The organism is Pseudidiomarina insulisalsae (genome assembly GCF_003987065.1).
GTDB classification, from domain to species: Bacteria; Pseudomonadota; Gammaproteobacteria; order Enterobacterales; family Alteromonadaceae; genus Pseudidiomarina; species Pseudidiomarina insulisalsae.
Genome location: NZ_PIPY01000006.1, coordinates 22,437 through 46,217 on the forward strand (window position 1 = coordinate 22,437; position 23,781 = coordinate 46,217).

The window sequence follows — 23,781 nt, forward strand, 5'->3', positions numbered from 1 at the left end:
GCTTTAGAGAGACATTATTCGCTGGGAGGGGTGTAGCCTTCAATTTCGACGTCTTTACCCTCAAAAAGAAAAGCTTTCATTTGCTCTTCAAGAAATTCACGTGATTTCGGGTCCATTAAGTTGAGACGCTTTTCATTGATCAGCATGGTCTGTTTTTTCTGCCACTCAGCCCAGGCTTCTTTGGAGATATTTTGGTAAATCTTTTCTCCAAGCTCGCCAGGGTAAAGCTGAAAGTCGAGACCTTCGGCCTCTTTTTTCAGGTATTGGCAATATACGGTACGGCTCATAGTTACCTCGGTTCCTCTGTGAATATGCTGAATTTTACGCCCTAATCCTGTTGGTTACAAACCTCGCTGGCAATCAGCTGTTGCAGTAACTTACGTATGGGAGCGGGTAAGCCAACTTCATCAAGCTGGTGGCAGGCAATGCGTCTTGTTGTGCCATTGCCCGGCGGTGTTGCCAGCCAGACATGGCCATCAAGTTTGTAATGGCTAAAAGTATGGCGGAATCTCGTCCAAAGTTGCGCGTCGGGCGCCTGTGCTACTTCGGGCAGGCACCAAAGCGTCGGCCAGATGCCGCTGGCCGGGCGTTGTTCCAGCACAATGCCCCTGGCACTAACGTCGAGCAGAAAATGTCCTTTACGCGTCGGTATTGCTTTTTTCTGCTGGCGCTTTGGCAACGCATTCACCTTACCAAGTTGCAATGCCTGGCACACTTTCGCTAAAGGACATAGCGCGCATAAAGGTTGCTGCGGTTTACAGATAGTGGCGCCTAAATCGAGTAACCCCTGAGCGAAACGACGATTGTCTCTGGCCGGGGTAAAATGCTCAGCGAGTTGCCAGAAATAACGATCGTTAGTGCTTTTATTCACTTCGTAAGGTAGCGCGAACAATCGCGCGAACAAGCGTTTGACATTACCGTCGACAATCGCCGCGGGCGCATCAAAGGCAAAGGCGCGAATGGCGCCCACAGTATAGGGCCCGATACCCGGTATTTCCTTAAGTTCCGCAGCGCTGCGTGGAATCTCACTTTGGTAGTCGCGGACGACCTTCTGCGCGGCAGCGTGCAAATTTCTCGCGCGGCGATAATAACCCAGCCCTTGCCAAAGCGTCATCACTTCATCTTCGCTGGCACTGGCCAATGCTTCGATTGTCGGGAACGTCTGCAGCCAGCGCTCAAAGTAAGGAATCACGGTTTTAACCTGAGTCTGCTGCAACATAAGTTCACTGACCAGGACGTGATAGGGATCGTTATGCAACTGCCAGGGCAGATCGTTACGGCCTTTGGCTTTTTGCCAGCCAGTGATGCAGTTGGCAAGCGCCTCTGGCGAGATAACCTTTGTTGCCGCTGTAACTTGAGAGTTTGACACTTAATGACGTCTCCACCGCATTCATTTTTAAGGATTTTCTTTAAATTTCGTAAGAACGAGGTCGTTATCAGGTAAATCTTTTGTAAAGCATGAAAAAATCACTAAAAAACAAGCGAAATCACTCTATTTCGTATATAGTAAAGGGAAATTCGAATCTATTCATTGGGAAATTAAAGGAGCATCTCGTGAATCGTATCGCCGCAGTATCATTAGCAGTATTAGCCGGTCTATCTTTTACCGGTTCAGTTTACGCTCAAAGTACAAATGAGGGTGAATGGTATGTCGGTCCGCGGCTTGGTCCATTCGGAACTGATTCCGATCGGGTCGCTATCGACAATAATCAACTCCGTACCTTCGATGGCGGATTCGACAGTGCATTCTATGGTTTAGAAGCTGGCTTCCAGTTTACCCCAGAGTGGGGCTACCGTGTGTACTATGATTACCTGCGTGGTGATCTGGAAAACGCCGACTCTGCCGACGGCCGGGTATTCGGTGTCGACGTACTTTATAACTTCACCAACAACCTTTACGGTAGCCTGGGTATTAACAATACCGAGCTCGGTGACGTATCGAACCAGTTCTTACGGGTAGGTGCCGGTTATCGTGAGCAGTTAAACAACAACTGGGACGTATTTGTTGAAGGTGGTGTACAGCAAAGCGACGGCGACCTGACTGAATTCTTACTGATGACAGGTGTGCGTTACTACTTCGGTCGCACCGCAGCCCCAGCGCCGGCTCCGGCACCAGCTCCGCAGCAAGCTGCGCCAGTTGACTCAGATGGTGACGGTGTTATCGATGCCAACGACCTGTGTCCGAATACGCAGCCAACTTATAAAGTTGATGAAACGGGTTGTGTCATGTATCGCAACGAGACCATCACTCACGAGCTGATGATCAACTTTGCCTTTGACTCAGCGAAAATCCCAACCAACGAAGTCGTTGAGTTGAAAGAAACCGCGGACTTCCTGAAGGAATACCCGCAGTTGGATATTCGTATCGAAGGCCACACTGATAACATTGGTACGGTCGAGTACAACCAGGGCTTATCGGAGCGTCGTGCAAAATCAGTAGGCGAGAGCCTGGTGAAAGACTACGGTATTGAGCAGGAGCGTATCAGCACTATCGGTTATAGTGAAAACCGTCCGCTGGTGCCAAATACCTCGAAAGAAAACCGTGCGATGAACCGCCGTATTGAAGCCAAAATGTCAGTCACCAAAGAAGTACCGGTGAAAGAAGACAACTAAGCTTCATAAAGTAAGTTGAAAAAGGCGCGCTAAGCAATTTGCTTGGTAGCGCCTTTTTTGTCTGAATGCAGGAAAAAGAATCAGGTCATGACTGAAAGTAAGAAAACTTCAACACAGGAAAATCTTGCCGCAGCGCAGCAAGAGGGTCGCTATATTCGTCAGGTACGCAGCTTTGTAAAGCGCGAAGGACGTCTTACCAAAGGTCAGGCGGCAGCGCTTGAGCGCAGTTGGCCCACGATGGGTCTGGAGCACCGTAACGGTGCTATCGATCTGGTCGAGGTCTTTGGTCGCGATGCCGATACAATTGTTGAAATTGGTTTTGGCATGGGCCACTCGTTGGTCAGTATGGCTAAAGCTGCTCCCGAGAAAAATTTTATTGGTATTGAAGTTCACCGTCCTGGAGTCGGCGCCTGCCTGATGGAAGCTGAAGCGCAAGGCGTGAGCAATTTGCGGGTCTATGAACATGACGCAGTGGAAGTTTTTCGCGACTGTATTGCTGAAGAAAGCCTGGCCGGTGTGCAGGTGTTTTTTCCCGACCCCTGGCACAAAAAGCGTCACCACAAGCGTCGTTTGATTCAGCCTGAGTTTGTCGAAAAGCTACGCAGTAAACTCAAAATAGGCGGTGTATTGCACCTGGCGACAGACTGGCAGAACTATGCCGAGCATATGCTTGAAGTCATGCGCGCAGCGGCTGCCGAGGGTAAATGGCGGAATTTGTCAGAGTCGGATGATTTTGTGCCGCGACCCGCAGAGCGTCCACTCACCAAGTTTGAAAAGCGTGGTGAACGTCTCGGTCACGGCGTCTGGGACTTGAAGTTCGAGCGTTTGCGTTAAGCCCTGACAGCGATCAAAGCAGACCACTAAACCATTTCATCAAGAATGGAATTTAAAAAACGGCGCCCCAGTGGCGTCGTTTGCCATTCTGTCGCTGAAGAGGTGATTAACCCTTTGTGAAGTGCAGGTGCCAGAGCCTGCTCAGCCACGGCCAATGGCAGACCGGTGCGCTCTGTAAACAAAGATTTGGTGATAGGTTCAGCGAGCCGTAACAGGTTCATAAAAAATTCAAAGGGCAGCTCTGCGGCGTCTACTTCCCAGGTGCGATAGCGCAATGGCCGGGTCAGGTCCAGGTAGCCCTGCGGATGCTTGATTTTCTCGCAACGCAGAATGCGCGCCTCGTCAATAAGCGTGATCTTACTATGCGCGCCGCAACCAATGCCCAGATAATCGCCAAACTGCCAGTAATTGCGATTATGGCGGCTCTGATGGCCGGGCTTTGCATAAGCGCTTACTTCGTAATTCTCATACCCTGCGGCAAGTAATTTGCGATGGCCCTGTTCGCTTATCTCGGCCAGGACATCATCTTCCGGCAGACGCGGAGGTCGGCTGGCAAATGACGTATTTGGCTCAATAGTCAGCTGGTACCAGGAAATATGCGGCGGATTCAATGCGATCACGCCATCCAGATCGGCCATTGCCTGTGCAATACTTTGCTGCGGCAAGCCGTGCATCAGATCCAGATTAAAACTGCGTAGCGGCAATTGCCGCGCGTGTGCGGCTGCGGCCAAGGCTTGCTGCGGGTTATGAATACGTCCGAGGCGTTGCAGTTGCGCCTCATCTAAGCTTTGGATACCGATAGAGAGGCGGTTCACACCTGCCTGTAGAAAACCGGCGAAGCGTTCCTGTTCGAAGGTGCCGGGGTTGGCCTCCAGGGTAATTTCACAGTCTGCGGTTAACTGCAACTCAGTCTTAATACCGTTGAGTAGCGTTGCTACTGCCTGCGGCGAAAGCAGACTTGGCGTGCCGCCGCCAATAAAGATACTGACAATTGGACGGTCCTGTGCCCAACTGCGGTCGGCCCGTAAGTCATCGAGTAAGCGGGCGATATAAGCCTGCTCAGGCACGCCCCCTTTTAATGCGTGGGAATTAAAGTCGCAGTAGGGGCACTTCTGTACACACCAGGGAATATGCACGTACAGCGACAGTGGTGGCAACTTCATCATGTTTCCTGTAACTGCGCAAGAAGTTGTCGTAGTGCTTGTCCACGATGACTTAGCTGCTGTTTTCGCGACTTGCTGAGTTCAGCTGCGGTACAACCTTCACTGGCGATATAAAAAACCGGGTCGTAACCGAAACCGTCACTGCCGCTGGGCTGCAGGGCAATTTCTCCGCGCCAGCTGCCATGGCAGATGAGTGGCGTTGGGTCATCGGCGTGACGCAAAAAGGCCAGTACACAGTGGAAGCTCGCCTGACGCTCGCCCACAGGTACCTGCTGCAACGCATGGAGTAACTTAGCAACATTTTCCTGATCACTGGCGCTACTGCCAGCGTAACGCGCGCTATAGATACCAGGTGCGCCATCTAAGGCCTTTACTGCCAGACCTGAGTCATCGGCAAGGGCGGGCAGACCGGTATGGCTGGCCGCATGTCGTGCTTTGATAATGGCATTCTCAATGAACGTCAGGCCGGTCTCTTCAGCCTCTTCGAAGTTCCACTCGCTCTGTGGCTTTACCCGCCAGCTGAGCGGCGTTAAGAGATCGCTTAGTTCGCGAACCTTACCCTGATTTCCAGTTGCTAATACGACTTCTTGCATGACAGATGACTTCATTTTCGGCACAATGAATTCATTATAAGCCATAGCGATAGTGCGACCAAAGGAGAAATGCTTGGGTGACTTGAATAGCGTGATGCTTTTAATGGGCTCATTGTTATTGGTGAGCATTTTGGCAGCGGTGGTGTCATCACGCTTCGGTGCACCCTTGCTGTTGGTATTCCTGACCGTCGGCATGCTGGCTGGCGAAGAGGGGGTGCTGGGTATCGAGTTCGATCAACCCGAAATTGCCTTCTTTATTGGTTCACTGGCGCTGGTCATTATTATTTTTGACGGTGGTATGCGCACCCGCAAAGAGCGCTTCCGGGTGGCTCTTTGGCCCGCGATCAGTCTGGCAACGGTTGGCGTCGCGCTGACTTGCACCTTAACCGCTCTCGGTATCGTCTTATTCTTTGATTTGCCCTGGCCCATCGCCTTGCTCATTGGGGCAATCCTCAGTTCTACCGACGCCGCGGCGGTGTTCGGTATCTTTCAGTCACAGAATCTGCGCATTAAACAACGGGTGGCGTCGACACTCGAAATCGAGTCAGGCACCAACGATCCCATGGCAGTCATTCTTACCCTGACCATGACCACGGTCATCGCTTCCTCGCAAGCAATGTCGCTCACCAGCATTAGTTTGAATGTACTGCAACAACTGGTTATCGGTTACCTGGCCGGTTGGCTTGGCGGGCATGCTTTCGTGCTGCTGGCGCGTAAAATTACTGCTCAGTTTGCGTTTTTCCCCTTGCTGGCGGCGGCAAGCGCGGTGGTGGTATTTGCCATGACTTCTGGCATTGGTGGCAGCGGTTTTCTCGCCGCTTATCTGATGGGTTACATCATCGGAAATGCCCGTTTGCCGCAACTGATTCATATTCTGAAGGTGCAGGATGGCCTGGCGTGGCTCAGTCAGATCATGATGTTCCTGATTCTTGGCTTACTGGTGACCCCGTCACATCTGATGAACAATATTGGTTTGTCGCTTGCGGTTGCCGGGTTGATGATATTTATTGTGCGCCCGCTGGCGGTCGTTGTCAGTCTGTTGCCGTTCTCGTTTCCGTTACGCGAACAGTTTTTCATTAGTTGGGTGGGCCTGCGCGGTGCGGTGCCCATCATTCTGGCGCTTTATCCCTGGTTAAGCGGCGTAGAGGGGCAAGAGTTGTTTTTCGATATTGCCTTTGTGGTGGTGCTGGTATCGCTGGTATTACAAGGCTGGACGCTGGCGCCAATGGCGCGCTGGCTGAAGCTTGAAGTGCCGCCGCAGGCGGAGCCTGACCGGCGCATGGCGCTGGAGCAGGTAGGTAGTAAAGATCCGCTTGAGCTATGGGCGTACGAGATTAGTGAGCGCTCACCGGCATGTGATCACTTTTGGCACGAATTACGCTGGTCGGTACCGCTGGAATTCGTCGGACTCATCCGTGACGGTGAATGGCTGCGTCCCGAACGACGTCCGAAACTGCTGGAAGATGATCGGGTGCTGGTGGTAGCCAAGGTAAAGCATATTGATGAAATTAGCCGCGTGCTGGCCGCAGGTGGTAAAGATCGCGCCCTGACCAGCAGTGACTTCTTTGGTGACTTTACCCTTAACGGCGATTTAAGCCTGGCCGACGTGGCAAGCTTTTATCCTCTAGGTGAGCTCGAAGGTGAGTTGCGGCAACTAAGCCTGCACGAGTATTTCTCGCAGAAATTTCATCGCCGCATGGTAGTTGGTGATCAATTAGTACTTGGTAAGGTTCAGCTCACGGCTCGTGAGCTGAACGATGAGGGCCGCATCACCAAGGTTGGCGTAAAGCTTCTGGATAAAGACGAAAAGTAAGTGGTTAGTTACGCCAGAACTCTTCTGAGAAGCGGAGTTCTTGTGCCTGATTACCTTGTTTGATGGTAATAAAAAAGCGCAAGGTCTCAAGGTTAGTAAAGGGCACCTGTGCCAGATAGTATACCGCTTCACCTTCAATCACTTCGTCAAACTCAAGCTTTTGTTCAACGCTCAACGGGTTTCTGACAATGCCCGATATCTCTACCTGTTGTGCCGGCTTGCCTGGTTTTTCCGCAGCCAACACTGCAATATTCACAGTTGCCAGCGTTGGTGAACGCTCTAAGCCGTACTGCTGCGCCATTTCAGGTCGCAGTAAGGTCGAGTTGAACGCATTGTAGTGGACTTCCCACGGCCCCAGCCGCTGACTTTGCTGGGCCATCACCGGAGTCGCCCAGAGCAGACTCAGTGCGAGACTGGATAGCAATGTGAAGTGTAAGAGTCGACACATCATAATCAGATTCCTATTAAAATCCGCAGCGCCTGAATACCGATAATTAATACCAGTACCGATAAGTCCAGACCGCCGATGGGTGGAATGATACGGCGAATGGGCGCCAGGAAAGGTTCAGTGAGCTGCACCAGAATGGCCATCATTGGATTATAGCCTTGCGCGAACCAGCTAAGCAGGGCGCGAATGATGACAATCCAGAAAAACAACTGTAAAAACTGACTGATCGCGCCAAGTATGCCAACCATGATCAGGTCGACCCAGATGAACGGGTAACCGAGAACAGCGGAGAGCACAACAAACTTGCCGAAGCTTACCAATAATGCCAGCACTATCGTTGCCAAATCCCACACCCCGACAGTAGGAATCACCTTACGTAGGGGAAGCACCAGCGGATTGGTCACTTTGACCACAAACTGGCTCATCGGATTGTAAAAATCAGCTCGCGCAGCTTGCAGCCACACGCGCAAAATCACCACCATCAAAAATAGTTCAAAGGCAACAGTGATGAGAAAACGCATCATTTCCATAGTAATTACCCTTAGAAGAGTTTAGCCATTTCCTGGTTTCGTTGTACTGCTGCTTTGACCGCATCAGCAGAGATTTTATCAATATCGTAAGCCTGATATTGCTCGATGCCTTTGGCTGTGGAACCACCTTTACTGGTGACCTGCTTACGTAGTTCCTCCAGTTCAAGGTCACTGGCGATCGCCATTTCTGCAGCACCCAATGCGGTTTGTTGCACCATGGTGCGTGCTTTGTCACGGTCGAAGCCCAATGCTACGGCCGCTTTTTGCAAGCTGGCCATAAATTCAAAGAAGTAGGCCGGTCCGCTACCCGCTACCGCGCCAAGAATATCCAGCTCATCTTCGTCAGCAACCCATAACGTTGCGCCGACGCCATCGAACGCTTCGGTGATACAAGTTTTGTCGTCGGCAGTGGCATACGCATCAGCAACCAGACCTGACATGCCTTTACCCACCAGTGACGGCGTATTTGGCATGACGCGAATCATGCGGATGTTATCGCCCAGGTACTGACGATACTTTTCCATGCGGATACCCGCTGCAATGGTCACAATAAGCTTACTATCTAAACCCGGAACCTCATCGCGCAGTGCAGCGCAGACATCGGCCATTAACTGTGGCTTAACAGCGAGTACAATCACATCGGCGGCTTTGGCTACTTCAGCGTTGTCCTGACTGGTGGTAACGCCCAGTTCAATCGACATTTTTTCCAGTTTGCCCGGGCTGGGATTACTGACGAAAACTTTCTCTTTCGGGTAACCACTGGCTACCATACCGCCGACGATGCTCTGGGTCATATTTCCGGCGCCGATAAAGGCGATGTTGCGGGGCTGGGTGGTCATTCGTTACTCCTTGTTTTTTTAGGGGCAGCTTCGTCTAGCGCTCGCGTTTGCCAAATAAAGCGGTACCGACCCGAACCATGGTCGAGCCAGCGGCAATTGCGGCGGCGAGATCGTTACTCATGCCCATTGATAATGTATCTACTGTTGAATATTGGGATGTCAGCCCGGAAAACAACCTTTGCATGGCGGTAAAGCTGGCTTGCTGTTGGTCGCTATCGGTGTCGGCTGCCGGTATTGTCATTAAACCGCGTAATTCGAGCTGCGGTAAGTCATCAATATAAGCGGCCAGATCGCTGACTTGCTCGGCAGCGACGCCGGATTTACTGGCTTCATCGTCAATATTGACCTGAATTAACACCTGTAATGGTGGCAGGTGGGATGGACGCTGCTCGCTCAGGCGGCGGGCAATTTTTTTCCGGTCTATACTTTGTACCCAGGTAAAGTGGGCGGCGATATCACGCGTTTTATTTGACTGTATAGGCCCGATGAAATGCCAGGTTAAGTCGTGTAAATCTGTTAGTTGCTGCTGTTTCAGCAAAGCTTCCTGCAGATAGTTCTCGCCAAAGTCACGTTGGCCAGCGGCGTAGAGATGTTGAATAGCGCTTGCCGGTTGGGTCTTGCTCACAGCTAACAATTGCACTGATTCTGGGCTACGATTGCATTGTTGGCATGCAGATTCAATGCTCATCCGGACTTCTTTTAAGCGTTCAACTATGCTATTCATCTGCTAACGGCTCACTAATAACAATTAAGAGAAATAGTATGGATATAACTGAGTTACTCAGCTTCGCCGTCAAACATAATGCGTCAGACTTACATTTATCGGCCGATTCCCCCCCTATGATACGGGTAGATGGTGACGTTCGTAAAATCAATATTCCGGCACTGACCCATAAGCAGGTGCAGGAGCTGGTCTATGACATTATGAATGATCGCCAGCGTAAGGAATATGAACAAAACTTTGAGTGCGATTTCTCTTTCGAAGTGCCTGAGCTGGCGCGTTTCCGGGTTAACGTCTTTGTGCAGAACCGCGGCTGTGGCGCCGTTTTGCGGACCATTCCCAGTGAAGTTCTGACGCTGGAACAGCTCGGTGCGCCTGATATTTTTAAAACGATTGCTGACCAACCGCGCGGACTGGTGTTGGTAACCGGGCCAACAGGTTCGGGTAAGTCAACCACACTGGCAGCGATGGTCGACTTCATTAATGAGAATAAGCATCATCATATTCTCACCATTGAAGACCCCATAGAATTTGTTCATAAAAATAAACAAAGCCTGCTGAACCAACGGGAAGTACATCGTGACACGCATAGTTTCAGTAATGCGCTGCGTTCGGCACTACGTGAAGATCCAGACGTTATTCTGGTAGGTGAGATGCGTGACCTTGAAACCATTCGTCTGGCGATGACGGCCGCCGAGACGGGCCATCTGGTATTCGGTACCTTGCACACCACATCGGCACCAAAAACCATCGACCGGATCATTGACGTTTTCCCCGGTGATGAAAAACCTATGGTGCGTTCAATGTTGTCGGAGTCATTGCGCGCGGTCATTTCGCAAACACTGTTGAAGCGTGTCGGCGGCGGGCGCGTTGCCGCGCACGAAATTATGATAGCGACCCCGGCAATTAAAAACCTGATCCGCGAAGATAAGGTGGCGCAAATGTACTCCTCAATCCAGACTGGCGCAGCCCATGGCATGCAGACTCTGGATCAGGGGCTGCTGAACCTACTGAATCAGGGACTGGTATCACGGGTCGACGCGCGGGCGAAAGCCGCGAACAAAGAGGCGTTTAAGTAAGTTATGGCGGCAGAAACTAAATCAGGAGGCGGTATGTTGCTGGATAAATTACTCAAGATCATGATTGAAAAAGAGGCGTCTGACCTTTTTATCTCAGCGCTGTTACCGCCAAGTGCAAAAATTAATGGTGAGCTGCGTCACTTAAGTGAACAAAAACTAAGTGAGCAGCAGGCTCTGGACCTGGTCAAAGAGGCGTTGGGTGAGAAGCACCATGACGAGTACTTTGAAGAGCAAGAAGCAAACTTCGCCATTTACCGCGAAGGTATCGGTCGTTTCCGGGTGAGTGCTTTCTGGCAGCGACAGCGCGCCGGCATGGTTATTCGCCGTATCGTTACCGACATTCCCAGCGTTGAAGAACTTAAGTTACCTGAGGTATTAACCAAACTTATTATGGCCAAGCGCGGCCTGATGCTGGTAGTGGGTGGTACCGGTACCGGTAAATCGACCAGTCTGGCAGCGCTTATCGGCTATCGTAATCAGCACTCGCGCGGCCATATACTTACCATTGAGGACCCCGTTGAGTTCGTGCATGAACATGGTAAATCGATGATTACCCAACGCGAGGTCGGCACTGACACGGAAAGTTTTGAAGCAGCGTTAAAGAGCTCGCTGCGGCAGGCGCCCGATGTGATACTGGTTGGTGAGATCCGTTCGCAGGAGGTTATGGAGTACGCGCTGACCTTTGCTGAAACCGGACATTTGTGTGTCGCAACGTTGCACGCCAACAATGCCAACCAGGCGATTGAGCGGATTATGCATATGGTGCCCAAAGAAAAACTCAGCAAGCTTATGTTTGATCTGTCACTGAATCTGCGCGGAATTGTGGCGCAGCAGCTGGTACCTACCACCGATGGTGGCCGGGTTGCGGCCATTGAAGTACTGTTGAACAGTCCGATTGTCGCCGAAAAAATCGCAAAAAATGATATGGGCGAAATCAAAGAGATTATGGCCAAATCGCGTGAGCTTGGTATGCAGACGTTTGACCAGGCATTGTTTGACCTTTATAAAGCGCGCAAAATTTCCTTTGAAGAGGCCATGCGTCATGCCGACGCGCCGAACGATCTGCGTTTACGTATTAAACTCAGCGGCGAGTCCAGTGGCAGTGATGATAGTCCATTGAAAGGTGTGACTGTAGATTTAGAGTAACTTCGATTAAACTACCGCTCCTTTTTGGTTTTAAGAGCGGTCGTTCGAGGTCTGGCATGCGCGTTTTAGGTATTGAAACTTCTTGTGATGAAACAGGTATCGCAATTTATGATACCGAGAAAGGGCTATTGGCCCATCAGCTTTATTCACAGGTTAAGCTGCATGCCGACTATGGTGGCGTGGTGCCTGAACTGGCGTCACGCGACCATGTCCGCAAAACCCTGCCACTGATTAGCGCTGCTTTAACGCAAGCGCAGCTTTCCGCGAACGATATTGATGGCATTGCCTATACCGCCGGACCAGGTCTGGTCGGCGCCTTACTGGTGGGTGCTTGTATTGGTCGCAGCCTGGCGCTTGGCTGGCAGGTACCCGCAATTGCCGTGCATCATATGGAAGGGCATCTGCTCGCTCCCATGCTTGAAGACGAGGCGCCGGAGTTTCCGTTTATTGCGTTACTGGTTTCCGGCGGGCATACGCAACTGGTTCGTGTCGACGGTATCGGCGACTATCAGTTATTAGGCGAGTCGGTAGATGACGCAGCCGGCGAGGCGTTTGATAAAACAGCCAAGCTGATGGGCCTCGATTATCCTGGCGGTCCGCGTCTGGCAGCGCTGGCGGAGCAAGGACAAGCCGGGCGTTTTCAGTTTCCCCGGCCAATGACCGATCGTCCCGGACTGGACTTTAGCTTCAGTGGCCTGAAGACCTTTGCTGCCAATACCATTGCGGCAGCGGACGACAACGAACAAACCCGCGCGGATATTGCCCGCGCCTTTCAGGATGCCGTCGTCGATACCTTAGTGATTAAATGCCGTCGGGCACTGAAGGAGACAGGCTTAAAGCGCCTGGTTGTCGCTGGTGGGGTCAGCGCCAATAAAGCTTTACGTAGCGAGTTACAGAGTTTTGCGGAGAAAATCGGCGGCCAGGTGTTTTTTCCACGGCCGGAATTCTGTACCGACAATGGTGCCATGATTGCATTCGCCGGTGCGCAGCGTCTGGCAGCGGGCGAGCACGTAGGTAAGCAGATTAAGACCTATCCACGCTGGCCTTTAGAGCAGTTACAGGTGCCCGGAGAGAATGCGCCTTAACGGGGTTTAATCCGCTGCTCGTTACCGTGACGTAAGCGCGAAATATTGGCCTGATGGCGCCAGATAATCAGCAATGAGATCATGATCACCGGCACTGTGTATTGGGGCTTGATAAAATACGCATAAAACGGCGCCAGAGAAACGGTGATGATGGCCGCTAATGAAGAGAGCTTGCTGACTCTAAATACCACGAGCCAGGTAAAAATCAGCAGCAAGGCCATTTCCCAGGCTACCGGAAACATTGCGCCCAGTGCCGTTGCCACGGCTTTGCCGCCACGAAAATGAAAATACAACGGAAAAATGTGGCCCAGACACGCAGCAACAGCGATCATGCCCAGGAATAATGGCGGAATACCCAGAAAATAGGAGCCCCAGACGGGGATCATGCCTTTGAGCACGTCAAAGGCCAGGGTGAGTAGAGCCGGAACCTTACCGCCAATGCGATAAACATTGGTCGCGCCGGGATTGTTGGAGCCACTTTGACGCGGATCAGGCAGACCAAATAGCTTGCAGATCAGCACAGCGCTGCTGATAGAGCCAAACAAATAGGCGACAACGATCGCCAGAACAATTAAACCACCCATAGGTAATCTTTTCCGCTGTGCTTTTCATTCCTGATTAAAGCACTTAGCATAAGCGCTTTGAAGAAAAAATTCTATGCTGACAACGTAGACTGACAATAAGAGTAGAGCAGAATGGATAAAGTGTTTGTAAAAGGCTTGCGCACCCAGGCGTTCATTGGCGTTTATGACTGGGAGCACGAACAGTCGCAACCGCTGATCTTCGATTTGACCATGGCATGGGATCAACGCGCTGCTGCGGCGACTGATGATATTGCTGATGCCCTTGATTACGACACCCTGAGCAAGGCGGTTATCAAGCTGGTTGAGGCGCGCCCGCGGCAATTGATAGAAACCGTTGCTGAGGAAGTCGCCGCGTTGATTCTTAACGAGTTCAAGGTCACCGAGGTGACGGTTCGTTTAGAGAAGCCCGAAGCGGTCGATGCCGCCCAGACCGTGGGGGTGGAGATCACCCGGAGCAGTAACTGAGATGGCATGGGTGTATTTAGGCCTGGGCAGTAACCGGCGGCGCACTCATCATATTAACGCCGGTTTACGCGCCTTGCACGGACGCTTTGCCTCAGCACAAACGCCACTGCGGGTGGCTCGTGTGTTTGAAAGCGCGGCGGTCGGGTTTGACGGCCACGACTTTTACAATACCGTGGTGGAGTTACAGACCGACCTGAGTATCGCTGAGCTTGTTGAGACTTGTAAAACCATTGAGCGTGATCATGGGCATCCTTCAAGTGCGCCCAAATACAGCCCGAGAACGCTCGATATTGACGTTTTACTCTATGACGATAAGGTGTGTACCACGCCGGTCTGTTTACCGCGTGGCGAGATTACTGAAAATGCTTTTGTGCTTTGGCCATTGGCAGAGTTAATCCCGGAGAAAAAACATCCGCAGACAGGCTTGAGCTTTGCACAGCATTGGCAAAGTTATCGTAGCGAGCAACAGATAAAACCGCTAAAATTCGCTTTCGAAACTTTACCCCATATGCAAACGCTCTAGATCACAAGGAAGCTGACGTTGTCTACTTTTGAAGCCATTATTCTTGCTCTGATTCAAGGCCTGACTGAGTTTTTGCCGATTTCCAGTTCGGCCCATCTAATTCTTCCTTCACAGGTACTGGGCTGGCGCGACCAGGGACTCGCCTTTGATGTCGCAGTGCACGTCGGAACCTTAGCTGCGGTCGTTTTTTATTACCGGCAACAGGTCGGCGAGCTTATCATGGGGTGGTTAGCGAGCTTCCGCGGCCGCTACAACCAATCCAGCAGGCTCGCCTGGTTCATTATCTGGGCGACGGTACCAGCAGCTTTAGCCGGCTTGTTCGGCAATGATTTACTGGAAAACTACGGGCGCTCGGCATTGGTCATTGCTACCACCACCATTCTTTTTGGTTTGTTACTCTGGTATGCCGACAAGCGCGCCACCGAACACAAAAATATTGCCGGTTTGTCGTTACGTCAGGCAATGTTCATTGGTATTGCCCAGGCAATCGCACTGATTCCGGGAACCTCACGCTCCGGTATTACCATTACGGCCGGACTGCTGTTGGGTCTGAACCGCACCGATGCTGCGAAGTTCTCGTTCCTGCTCTCAATTCCCATCATTATGCTGGCTGGCAGTTACAAAGGCATGCAACTGGCGCAGCAGGCAGAGCCTGTTGCCTGGTCTATGGTGCTGATTGGTATGCTGGTTTCCTTTGTTTCAGCATATCTGTGCATTAAGTTGTTCTTGCAGGTAATTGAGCGAATGGGCATGCTGCCGTTCGTGATTTACCGGCTTTTGCTCGGCGCTTTACTGCTGGTCATGTTCCTCTAGGCACTCGCGTAGTGCCTTTGCGCGCGCGGCCGTAACTGCCGCGCCGATCGCAGGTCCCTGTAGCTGTTCGCCGCGCTCTTTAGCGGCGCTGATGACTGCGCTGGCATTCACTTGTTGAGCCTTGGCGAAGGCTGCTTCAATTGCGACAGCGACTGCGTCGCTTAGCCCCTGGCTCTGCCAGACCTGGACTAGCACTGGCACCCGTTCCGGACGGCGCCAGCTATCGGCTTGCTGTAAGCATTGGAACAGTTGCTCCGCGTCATCTAACTGCCGCTGCTGGGCGTGGCACTGCTGAGCCAGACGGGCGAGCTGACGCCACTCATTCGGTACCCGTAAACGCTCACAACTCATCTCAACCTGCGGCGCACTGAGTTCGCCGTGCCAACTGGCGAAAGCAGTTAGTGCTGAATGCGATGTCGGACACTGTGCCAGGCGGCTGATGACAGCGCTGAAAATGGCGTCATCATGGAGCTCAGCGAACCAGGGCTCAAGTGCTCCTGCGGCAGCTAAGACTTCAAAATAAACTGCGGGCGACGTGGTACTCAGTGCTTTAACAGTTTCCTGCCAGACGCGCTCATTGGCCAGGGTTTCGAGTTCGCCCGAAGCGCTGATGTCCTGCATCAGACCCAGCGTTTCCTCTGCAATAGTAAAGCCGTCAGCGGCAAAACGTGCAGCGAAGCGGGCCGCCCGCAATACCCGTAGTGGATCTTCGACAAAGGCTTCAGAAACATGGCGGAGTTTGCGTGCTTTAAGGTCGGCAAGCCCACCGTAAGGGTCGATGAGACCTCCGTCCGCAGCACGGGCAATGGCATTAACGGTCAGGTCGCGGCGCCGTAGGTCCTGCTCCAGGGTCACCGAAGGGTCGGCAGCAATCGCAAAGCCAGTATAGCCGCGCCCTGACTTGCGCTCGGTTCTGGCCAGTGCGTACTCCTCGCTGGTATCCGGATGCAGGAACACGGGGAAGTCTTTGCCAACCTGACGATAGCCCCGCGCCAGCATTTCTTCAGGGGTCGCTCCGACCACCACATAGTCGCGTTCATGTACTTCTTTGCCAAGCAATTGATCGCGCACCGCGCCACCGACCAGATAGACTTCCACATTAAGCTCCTTAATAATTTATTTGATGATCGCTAATGACTAGCCCTGATGCAAGTCAATCGTTACACTGGAGCTTGCTTCAGCTTGGTGAATGTAGACAGACTATGTATCTGAATTACTTTGGCTTACAAACAGAACCCTTTTCAATTGCGCCGGATCCGCACTTTCTTTATTTAAGCGAGCGGCATCAGGAGGCGTTGGCGCACTTAAGTTATGGCCTGCAGGGGAGTGGCGGTTTTATTTTGCTGACCGGCGAGGTAGGTACCGGTAAGACGACGGTATCACGGGCACTGCTGGAGCAATTGCCGGAACAGACCCGCACCGCGTTTATCCTCAACCCCATGCTGAATGAAACCGAGTTGCTGGCAACGCTGTGCGATGAATTTGGCATTCGTTACGCGAAACGCAACATCACCAATAAACGCCTGACGGATAAACTTTCGGAGTTCCTGCTCGACGCTCATGCGCAAGGGGAGCAGTGTGTCGTACTGATTGATGAAGCGCAGCATCTGCGACCTCAGGTGTTGGAACAGTTACGCTTACTCACCAATCTGGAAACCAACCAAAATAAGCTGCTAAGGGTCATTTTAATCGGCCAGCCAGAGTTACAGGATCTGTTACGGCGGCGCGAGCTCAGACAACTGGCGCAACGCATTACCGCCCGCTATCACTTACTGCCGCTGCAACCGACGGATACCGAGCGCTACATCAACTACCGCTTACAGGTGGCGGGCGCGCAACGCGCACTGTTTGAGCCAGCTGCCGTGCGTCTGGTCCATCAACTCAGTGGGGGTATCCCGCGGCGGCTGAACTTGCTCTGTGATCGCGCACTACTGGCGGCCTATAACGACCAGGTGCAGACCGTAGGAAAACAACAGATGCGCACTGCCGCGCGTGAATTGGGTGAAGCGGAACAGCAGCCGGTCGGTGGGCCACCGCGCTGGGCTGTGGCGGCCGGATTAGTGCTTGCGGTATTTATTGGCGGCGCGATTGGCGCCTGGCAGCTCAGTGACACGCTGCCAGCGACAACGGCACAGGAGCGGCCGGTAAAGGCTACGCCGGCAGCACAAGAAGGCGTGCAGGAGCTGCTACGCCACTGGCAATTACCGCAGTTGCCGCGACAACAGGAGCTGTGTCGCTGGGTTGAGGAATATCAGTTGAGTTGTGTGCGTGGGCGGCTGCGGTTTGACCGCATTCTGGCCCTGAATTTACCGGCAATACTGCGTCTTGATGACGGTAGCTGGCAGTTTATCGGCGACGCGCAAAGTACGCCGCAAGCGAACTGGACCGGCGAGTTCATGGCGCTTTGGCCGAACCCTCCGGGCTATCAGATCACTGCACCGGAGACCTATCAGGACTGGCTGAAACAAACACTGTCGACCTACCGGCAGAACACTACCGATGACTTAAACGCGCTGGCGCAAACACTGCAGCAGCGCCAGGGACTCCCGGTTAGTGGCGAATTTGACGCGCTGACGCTGGCCTGGCTTACCAGTCATCATACGGAACTCGGGCCTCGTCTGACGGCCGCAACGGCGGAGAATCGCTAATGTCTTCAGTTTTAAAAGCTCTGCGCCAACAGCAGTCCGACCTGATTCCGCAACAGCAGCCGGTACAACTGGCACCGCTGCCGCCCCGGTCACGGCGCCACCCATGGGTCTGGCTGGTACTTGCGCTGGTGGCCGCGCTGGCACTTGGCTGGTTTGCCAGTTCCGTATTCCTGTTGCGCACCACCGTGCCGCCCGGGACGGCAGCAGAGGGCCAGACGCTACCGATTCGTCTGGGTGAGCCGGCACCCGTGCGCCAGGTAAGCTTACCCGTTGCGCAAACGACCGAAGACACTCAACCCACCGCAGAAGCCCAACCTACCGAGTCGACGTTTGCCTCGCCACCGGCACTGGATGCCGGGCAGGGCGTGGACTTGAATCAGGTTCCGGCGGAGCTGCTGGCTGCCTTTGAAGAGGCGATTGCGGCGACTGGCAATGGTGCTGCGGGCGACAGGCAGCAATCGGTATTGCCGCGAATCGAGCAATTGCCACCAGAGGTACGCCGACAAATCCCAGGTTTTACCTACGACGCGCATCAGTATTCATCCCGTGTTCCTGAGCGTTTTGTGGAACTCGCTGGGCAGCGCTTACGTCAGGGCGACTTCTGGAAAGGAATTCAGGTACTTACTATCGCGCCGAATCACGTTGTTCTGGTCCTCGGCCAGCAGGCCTTTCAACAACCTGCGCTGGAAGACTGGACAAGTTCGCCATAAGTTGTTATTAAAACACCTGTTTAAATTCACTGTTTGATTTTTTAGAGGTGTGCGATGGCTGATTATCGAGTTCCCCGTGATGACATGCAGTTTTTACTCCAGGACGTGTTCCAGGTAGATAAAGACTGGGCCCGCTTCCCAGCTCTGGCCGAAGTTGATTTGGATATGGCCAGCGCCATTATTGATGAAGCGGCAAAATTGGCGGAAACCTTGATCGCGCCTCATGCCCGCGCAGCCGATGAAGAAGGCGTACACTTTCAGGACGGTGAAGTAAAAACCCCTGCGAGTTATCGTGAGAATTTCCAGCAACTCGCAGCAGGTGGCTGGGTAGGGGTGACAGCCAACCCGGATTTTGGCGGCATGGGCTTGCCGAAAGCGCTCTCTGCTCAATACGAAGAAATGCTCTGCGCAGCTGATATCTCATTTTCCCTCTACCCCGGCCTGACCTCAGGCGCAATCATCACCATTGATGCCTACGCCAGCGATGAGCTAAAACAGCTTTATTTGCCGCGCATGACCTCGGGCGAGTGGACTGGCACCATGTGCCTGACGGAACCGCACGCGGGAACCGATCTGGGAATTATTCGCACCAAAGCTGAACCACAGCCCGATGGTACTTATTCGGTAACCGGTACAAAAATATTCATTACCGGCGGTGAGCATGATCTGACCGACAACATTGTTCATCTGGTGCTGGCGAAACTACCTGACGCACCGCCGGGAAGTAAGGGGATTAGCCTGCTGTTAGTACCCAAGTTCTTGCCCGATAACCAAGGCCAGCCCGGCGAGCGAAATACCGTGAAGTGCGGTTCGGTCGAACACAAAATGGGGATTCATGGTTCGGCGACCTGTGTCATGAACTTTGATGGCGCCAAAGGTTGGTTAATTGGCGAACCGCATCAGGGCCTGAAGGCAATGTTCACCATGATGAACTACGAGCGTCTGGGCGTTGGCATTCAGGGCCTGGGCGCCGCGGCGCGTTCTTATCAGAATGCGCTTGAGTATGCGCAGGAGCGTTTGCAGGGACGCGGCGCGCTGGCCGGCCGGAATATGGATAAAGAAGCCGATCCGTTACTGGTACATGGTGATGTGCGGCGCATGCTGCTAACCATGAAAGCGCTGGTAGAAGGCGGACGTGCGTTTTCGACCTACGTCGGACAACAGCTGGATATTGCAAAATACAGTGAGGACAGTGAGGAAAAGTCCCGCGCTGAGGCTTTGGTCGCGTTGTTAACACCGGTTGCGAAAGCCTTTATTACCGATACCGGATTTGAGGCAACGGTGATTGGTCAGCAAGTATTCGGTGGCCACGGTTACGTCCGCGAATGGGGTCAGGAGCAACTGGTGCGGGACTGTCGCATTGCGCAAATTTACGAAGGCACGAACGGTATTCAGGCGCTGGATCTGTTAGGACGTAAAGTCGCTGGCTCGCGCGGCGAATTACTCAAACCGCTTATGGCCGATATTGCAGCGTTGCTGGCGGAGCCTATGCCTGAACTTGCGACAGAATACGCGCAGTTGGACAAAGCTGTGCAGCGTACGAAGCAGCTTACCGAGCATGTGCTCAAGCAGGTCGCGGGCGATGAGAATGTGATTAACAGCGTCGCAGTGGAGTATCTGCATCTGCTCGGTTACGTGACTTATGGCTATTTGTGGTTACGCATGGCCAAAGCGGCACAACCGCTGGCCAGTGGGCGGCCACAACTGGCAAGTAAAATTAAAACCGCGAAGTTTTACATGGCGCGACTATTGCCGCGGATTGAAGGGCTGGCCGCCGCCATTGAGGACGGCAGCCAGTCGCTTTATTTGCATGAATTGGGTGACTTTTAGTCGCCCAGTGACAGCAGGGTCGCGTTACCACCGACCGCAGTGATGTTATTGCTGCGGGTTTTCTCAGTGATAAAGCGGGTAAGGTAGTGTGGACCGCCCGCTTTCGGACCCGTTCCTGACAGACCACGGCCACCAAACGGCTGGACACCGACCACAGCACCTACCTGATTGCGGTTAATGTACACGTTACCTACATCAATGCGGCGCGCGACATCTTCAGCAAAGGTTTCATTGCGACTGTGAATGCCGAACGTCAAACCAAAGCCTGTGGCATTAATACTGTGAATGACTTCATCAAGGTTATCTGTTGAGTAACGGATAACGTGCAGGATCGGGCCAAAGTTTTCCTTCACCAACTGATTGATGCTGTCGATTTCAATTGCGGTCGGCGCAACAAAGGTACCGCCATTGGTGTAATCAGGCATGGGCGCGCGCGCAATCAGACGGCCTGCTTGCGAAATATCGGAAACATGTTGCTCGAGGTTGCTCTTCGCAACACCGTCAATGACCGGACCGACGTCGGTTTCATGCAACATCGGGTCGCCCACCTGAAGTTCCGCCATTGCGCCTTTGAGCAAGTCAATCACGCGATCAGCGATATCTTCCTGCACGAACAGTACGCGTAGCGCTGAGCAACGCTGACCGGCGCTCTTGAACGCACTGGCAACGATATCGGTAACGGCCTGCTCAGGTAAGGCTGTCGAGTCAATCAGCATGGCATTCTGGCCACCGGTCTCGGCGATAAGCGGTACGATGGCGCCGGTCCGCGCCGCCAGCGCACGGTTAATCGATTGTGCGGTGTAGCTTGAACCGGTGAAACAAACACCACCGATGTTTTCCTGGCTAACCAGGAACGAGCCGACTTCAGCACCGCTACCCGGCATAAAGTGAACAACATCACCCGGAACACCAGCTTCCAGTAACAGTTGCACTGCACGGAAGGCAATTAAGCCGGTCTGCTCGGCCGGTTTCGCGATCACGCAGTTACCGGTTACCAGCGCGGCAACGACCTGGCCAGTAAAGATAGCTAACGGGAAGTTCCACGGGCTGATACAGATAAAGGTACCGCGGCCCTCAACGAAGAGCTCGTTGGTCTCACCGGTCGGTCCTGGCAACGTGGTGCCTTCCCCCATCAGTTTGCGTGCTTCGACGGCGTAATAGCGACAGAAATCGACGGCTTCGCGCACCTCATCAATACCATCCTGCAGGCTCTTGCCCGCTTCCAGAGAGCACAGTGCAATGAGTTCGTCGCGGTTTGCTTCCATCAGGTCGGCAAATTTTTCCAGCGCTTTCGCGCGTACTTCGACATCGGTATCGCGCCAACGGCGATGGGCTGCGTTCGCGCTGTTTAAAGCCTGCTCGGCCAGGGCTTTATCGCCCCAACAAATGCTGCCGATCTGGCGCTGGTTTTCCTGCGGACTGTTAATGCTCACCCGATGGTGAGCGTCATCAATCACGTCGCCATTGACGATAGGGCCACCTTGCCACTGTTTGTCACGGTACTGCTGTACTGCAGCAATGAAGTCGTCTGCCTGAGAGTGAATGTTCATGTTCAATCCTAACGAGTTTTTACGATCGCTGAAAATCTGCGTCGGTAATGGAATTTTGGTATTAGCCAGGCTTTCATACTTGGCCACACTGCGCATCGGATGCCGGGTCAGTTCCTCCACCGGCGTTTCCGGGTCTACCAGTTTGTGCACGAATGAGGTATTGGCGCCGTTTTCTAACAGGCGTCGCACCAGATACGGCAGCAGGTCTTTGTGGGCACCCACCGGCGCGTAAATACGTACCGTAGTCTCGGCATCTTCCTGTAACAAAGTATCGTACAGGTCATCGCCCATACCGTGCAGGCGCTGAAACTCGATGCGGCGCTTGGTGCTTTCATTCATCTGGCGGATGGCCATGACAGTTTGCGCGTTATGGGTAGCAAACTGCGGATATAACGCGCCATCGGTCTTATCACACAGCAGGTAACGCGAGCAGGCCAGATAGCTGACGTCGGTATTCGCCTTGCGGGTGAACACCGGATAGCCGGTCAGGCCATTGACCTGGCAGTGCTTAATTTCAGTGTCCCAGTAAGCGCCTTTTACCAGCCGGACCGGTATCTCGTCGCCGCACTCTTTTGCCAGTGCTGTTAACCAGCAAAGAACCGGGAGTGCACGTTTAGCGTAGGCCTGAACCACTACGCCAAAACGCGGCCAGCCTTTACATACGCCGCTGCGATAGACTTTCTCGAATAACTCAAGCGAAAGCTCCAGCCGGTCGGCTTCTTCGGCATCAATGGTTACGCCCACGTCCGCTTCTTTTGCCAGCTTGACCAGCTCGGTCAGGCTTTGTGCCAGTTCAGTCAGCACACGTTCCTGATTTGCGGCCTCATAACGCGGGTGCAGCGCGGACAATTTGATTGAAATGGTTGGTCGCGGCGCTTTGGGATTATTAAAGTTCTCTGCCGCCACCACTTTAATCGAATTGACGTAGTCAGCATGGTAACGGCGTGCATCAGCCATCGTCAGAGCGGCTTCACCCAGCATGTCATAAGCATGCGTGTAGCCTTTCTCGCGGTTGGCGCGACTGTTTTTCAGTGCTTCTTCAATGGTACGGCCGAGTACGAACTGCTTACCCATAATGCGCATGGCAGCGTAAGTAGCCTTACGCACAACCGGCATACCCAGGCGGCGAGTCAGGCGACGGAAGACCCCCCGCGGGGTTTCCATTGGCTGACCGGTTGGGTTGATGACGCTATTGGTAAGCGCCAGACCCCATGTGCCTGAGTTGACTAACCACGAGGCGCTTTGCCCCATGTGTTTTTGCCAGTCACCGCCCGAGAGGCGATCCTGGATCAGGGCGTCGGCTGTAGCGGCGTCGGGAACCCGCAACAGCGCTTCAGCCAGACACATGAGAATGATACCTTCTTTGGTATCAAGGCTATACTCTTGCAAAAAGGCATCAACGCCGCCGCCATCTGCACGCTCACGCACGGTGCGGACAAGCTTATCGGTACGCTCTGTTACCTGATCAAGCACCTCATTCTCAGCAGGAACTAATTGCATCAGTTCTTTGAGGTAGGCGTCTTCATCAACGATATAGTTTTCGGTAATAGCGCGCTGCAGCTTGCCAAGGTCGGCGCCGGAATACTGAGCCTGAAGTACTTCACTGGCTTTGAACATAGCATCTCCTGTAGGACTCAGCCCAAGGCTGGAGGGGACATAATTTGCGCGCAAGTATATTGCTTTTTTACTGCGCGTAAAGCCCACTTCGTCAGTTTTTCTAAACTTTTCGTCGCCGCCCACGGTGCAATTTTTGGCCGCTGCTGTCAAGCCCATGACAGTTGACCCGGTTGCTGG

Annotated in this window: 23 protein-coding genes; 12 read left to right on the forward strand and 11 right to left on the reverse strand. The window is 53.1% G+C overall.

Features of this window, described 5'->3' with window-relative positions; all coding sequences use genetic code 11:
* Positions 1 to 14 precede the first annotated feature (14 nt).
* Both CWI71_RS06345 and mutY read right to left on the reverse strand, forming a co-directional pair.
* A complete protein-coding gene (locus CWI71_RS06345; RefSeq protein WP_126754432.1) occupies positions 15 to 287 on the reverse strand; it encodes an oxidative damage protection protein in 273 nt (90 codons plus the stop codon).
* A gap of 41 nt (positions 288 to 328) precedes the next feature.
* Entirely contained in the window at positions 329 to 1,369 is a 1,041-nt protein-coding gene (gene mutY / locus CWI71_RS06350) for an A/G-specific adenine glycosylase (RefSeq protein ID WP_241967654.1), read from the reverse strand.
* Positions 1,370 to 1,554: 185 nt separating this feature from the next.
* On the opposite strand from mutY, the gene CWI71_RS06355 reads away from it, so the two are divergent.
* Both CWI71_RS06355 and trmB read left to right on the forward strand, forming a co-directional pair.
* Positions 1,555 to 2,613: an OmpA family protein gene (locus CWI71_RS06355; protein ID WP_126754433.1), complete on the forward strand. Its 1,059-nt coding sequence runs from the start codon at positions 1,555 to 1,557 to the stop codon at positions 2,611 to 2,613.
* 87 nt (positions 2,614 to 2,700) lie between these two features.
* The gene (gene trmB, locus CWI71_RS06360; protein ID WP_126754434.1) at positions 2,701 to 3,447 is read left to right on the forward strand and encodes a tRNA (guanosine(46)-N7)-methyltransferase TrmB; all 747 of its coding nucleotides are present in this window, start codon (positions 2,701 to 2,703) and stop codon (positions 3,445 to 3,447) included.
* A gap of 26 nt (positions 3,448 to 3,473) precedes the next feature.
* On the opposite strand, the gene hemW is transcribed toward trmB, so the two are convergent.
* Together hemW and rdgB are read right to left on the reverse strand one after the other, a co-directional pair.
* Positions 3,474 to 4,613 carry a radical SAM family heme chaperone HemW gene (gene hemW, locus CWI71_RS06365; protein ID WP_126754435.1) on the reverse strand — a complete coding sequence of 380 codons (1,140 nt, stop codon included), beginning with the start codon at positions 4,611 to 4,613 and terminating at the stop codon, positions 3,474 to 3,476.
* Positions 4,610 to 5,203: an RdgB/HAM1 family non-canonical purine NTP pyrophosphatase gene (gene rdgB, locus CWI71_RS06370; protein WP_126754586.1), complete on the reverse strand. Its 594-nt coding sequence runs from the start codon at positions 5,201 to 5,203 to the stop codon at positions 4,610 to 4,612. Before rdgB ends, hemW begins: the two co-directional genes overlap by 4 nt.
* A 73-nt stretch (positions 5,204 to 5,276) precedes the next feature.
* Here rdgB and CWI71_RS06375 point away from each other — a divergent pair, with 73 nt between their 5' ends.
* Positions 5,277 to 7,016, forward strand: coding sequence for a potassium/proton antiporter (locus CWI71_RS06375; protein WP_126754436.1), 1,740 nt, complete (start codon positions 5,277 to 5,279; stop codon positions 7,014 to 7,016).
* Between the two features lie 4 nt (positions 7,017 to 7,020).
* Here CWI71_RS06375 and CWI71_RS06380 read toward each other — a convergent pair whose 3' ends face one another.
* From CWI71_RS06380 to CWI71_RS06395, 4 genes are read right to left on the reverse strand one after another with little or no spacing between them, the layout of a single operon-like run.
* Positions 7,021 to 7,467 (reverse strand): DUF4426 domain-containing protein, encoded by a 447-nt coding sequence (locus CWI71_RS06380; protein WP_126754437.1) that lies wholly within the window; start codon positions 7,465 to 7,467, stop codon positions 7,021 to 7,023.
* Positions 7,468 to 7,469: 2 nt separating this feature from the next.
* Positions 7,470 to 7,994, reverse strand: coding sequence for a YggT family protein (locus CWI71_RS06385; RefSeq protein ID WP_126754438.1), 525 nt, complete (start codon positions 7,992 to 7,994; stop codon positions 7,470 to 7,472).
* Positions 7,995 to 8,005: 11 nt separating this feature from the next.
* Positions 8,006 to 8,833 carry a pyrroline-5-carboxylate reductase gene (gene proC, locus CWI71_RS06390; protein WP_126754439.1) on the reverse strand — a complete coding sequence of 276 codons (828 nt, stop codon included), beginning with the start codon at positions 8,831 to 8,833 and terminating at the stop codon, positions 8,006 to 8,008.
* 34 nt (positions 8,834 to 8,867) lie between these two features.
* Complete coding sequence (locus CWI71_RS06395) at positions 8,868 to 9,557, reverse strand: YggS family pyridoxal phosphate-dependent enzyme (protein WP_126754440.1); 690 nt, start codon at positions 9,555 to 9,557, stop codon at positions 8,868 to 8,870.
* Positions 9,558 to 9,595: 38 nt separating this feature from the next.
* Here CWI71_RS06395 and CWI71_RS06400 point away from each other — a divergent pair, with 38 nt between their 5' ends.
* The 3 genes from CWI71_RS06400 to tsaD are packed head-to-tail and all read left to right on the forward strand — an operon-like array spanning position 9,596 to position 12,864.
* Positions 9,596 to 10,633, forward strand: coding sequence for a type IV pilus twitching motility protein PilT (locus tag CWI71_RS06400; protein WP_126754441.1), 1,038 nt, complete (start codon positions 9,596 to 9,598; stop codon positions 10,631 to 10,633).
* 33 nt (positions 10,634 to 10,666) lie between these two features.
* On the forward strand, positions 10,667 to 11,779 hold the full coding sequence (locus CWI71_RS06405; protein ID WP_126754442.1) for a PilT/PilU family type 4a pilus ATPase: 1,113 nt from the start codon (positions 10,667 to 10,669) through the stop codon (positions 11,777 to 11,779).
* Between the two features lie 56 nt (positions 11,780 to 11,835).
* On the forward strand, positions 11,836 to 12,864 hold the full coding sequence (gene tsaD / locus CWI71_RS06410) for a tRNA (adenosine(37)-N6)-threonylcarbamoyltransferase complex transferase subunit TsaD (protein WP_126754443.1): 1,029 nt from the start codon (positions 11,836 to 11,838) through the stop codon (positions 12,862 to 12,864).
* Here tsaD and plsY read toward each other — a convergent pair.
* Positions 12,861 to 13,448: a glycerol-3-phosphate 1-O-acyltransferase PlsY gene (gene plsY, locus CWI71_RS06415; RefSeq protein ID WP_126754444.1), complete on the reverse strand. Its 588-nt coding sequence runs from the start codon at positions 13,446 to 13,448 to the stop codon at positions 12,861 to 12,863. The genes tsaD and plsY overlap by 4 nt on opposite strands.
* Positions 13,449 to 13,559: 111 nt before the next feature.
* Here plsY and folB point away from each other — a divergent pair, with 111 nt between their 5' ends.
* From folB to CWI71_RS06430, 3 genes are read left to right on the forward strand one after another with little or no spacing between them, the layout of a single operon-like run.
* The gene (folB, locus tag CWI71_RS06420; protein WP_126754445.1) at positions 13,560 to 13,913 is read left to right on the forward strand and encodes a dihydroneopterin aldolase; all 354 of its coding nucleotides are present in this window, start codon (positions 13,560 to 13,562) and stop codon (positions 13,911 to 13,913) included.
* A gap of 1 nt (position 13,914) precedes the next feature.
* Complete coding sequence (gene folK, locus CWI71_RS06425) at positions 13,915 to 14,436, forward strand: 2-amino-4-hydroxy-6-hydroxymethyldihydropteridine diphosphokinase (protein WP_126754446.1); 522 nt, start codon at positions 13,915 to 13,917, stop codon at positions 14,434 to 14,436.
* Positions 14,437 to 14,454: 18 nt separating this feature from the next.
* Positions 14,455 to 15,249 carry an undecaprenyl-diphosphate phosphatase gene (locus CWI71_RS06430; RefSeq protein ID WP_126754447.1) on the forward strand — a complete coding sequence of 265 codons (795 nt, stop codon included), beginning with the start codon at positions 14,455 to 14,457 and terminating at the stop codon, positions 15,247 to 15,249.
* On the opposite strand, the gene CWI71_RS06435 is transcribed toward CWI71_RS06430, so the two are convergent.
* Positions 15,226 to 16,347, reverse strand: coding sequence for a tRNA nucleotidyltransferase/poly(A) polymerase-related protein (locus CWI71_RS06435; protein ID WP_126754448.1), 1,122 nt, complete (start codon positions 16,345 to 16,347; stop codon positions 15,226 to 15,228). The genes CWI71_RS06430 and CWI71_RS06435 overlap by 24 nt on opposite strands.
* Before the next feature lie 104 nt (positions 16,348 to 16,451).
* On the opposite strand from CWI71_RS06435, the gene CWI71_RS06440 reads away from it, so the two are divergent.
* The 3 genes from CWI71_RS06440 to CWI71_RS06450 are packed head-to-tail and all read left to right on the forward strand — an operon-like array spanning position 16,452 to position 20,437.
* Positions 16,452 to 17,897: an ExeA family protein gene (locus CWI71_RS06440; protein WP_126754449.1), complete on the forward strand. Its 1,446-nt coding sequence runs from the start codon at positions 16,452 to 16,454 to the stop codon at positions 17,895 to 17,897.
* The gene (locus CWI71_RS06445) at positions 17,897 to 18,607 is read left to right on the forward strand and encodes a general secretion pathway protein GspB (RefSeq protein WP_126754450.1); all 711 of its coding nucleotides are present in this window, start codon (positions 17,897 to 17,899) and stop codon (positions 18,605 to 18,607) included. The genes CWI71_RS06440 and CWI71_RS06445 overlap by 1 nt, the downstream gene beginning before the upstream one ends.
* A gap of 54 nt (positions 18,608 to 18,661) precedes the next feature.
* Positions 18,662 to 20,437, forward strand: coding sequence for an acyl-CoA dehydrogenase C-terminal domain-containing protein (locus CWI71_RS06450; RefSeq protein ID WP_126754451.1), 1,776 nt, complete (start codon positions 18,662 to 18,664; stop codon positions 20,435 to 20,437).
* Here CWI71_RS06450 and putA read toward each other — a convergent pair.
* Positions 20,434 to 23,604, reverse strand: a complete 3,171-nt coding sequence (putA, locus tag CWI71_RS06455; protein WP_126754452.1) for a bifunctional proline dehydrogenase/L-glutamate gamma-semialdehyde dehydrogenase PutA — start codon at positions 23,602 to 23,604, stop codon at positions 20,434 to 20,436. The two genes, CWI71_RS06450 and putA, sit on opposite strands and share 4 nt — an antisense overlap.
* Positions 23,605 to 23,781: the final 177 nt, after the last annotated feature.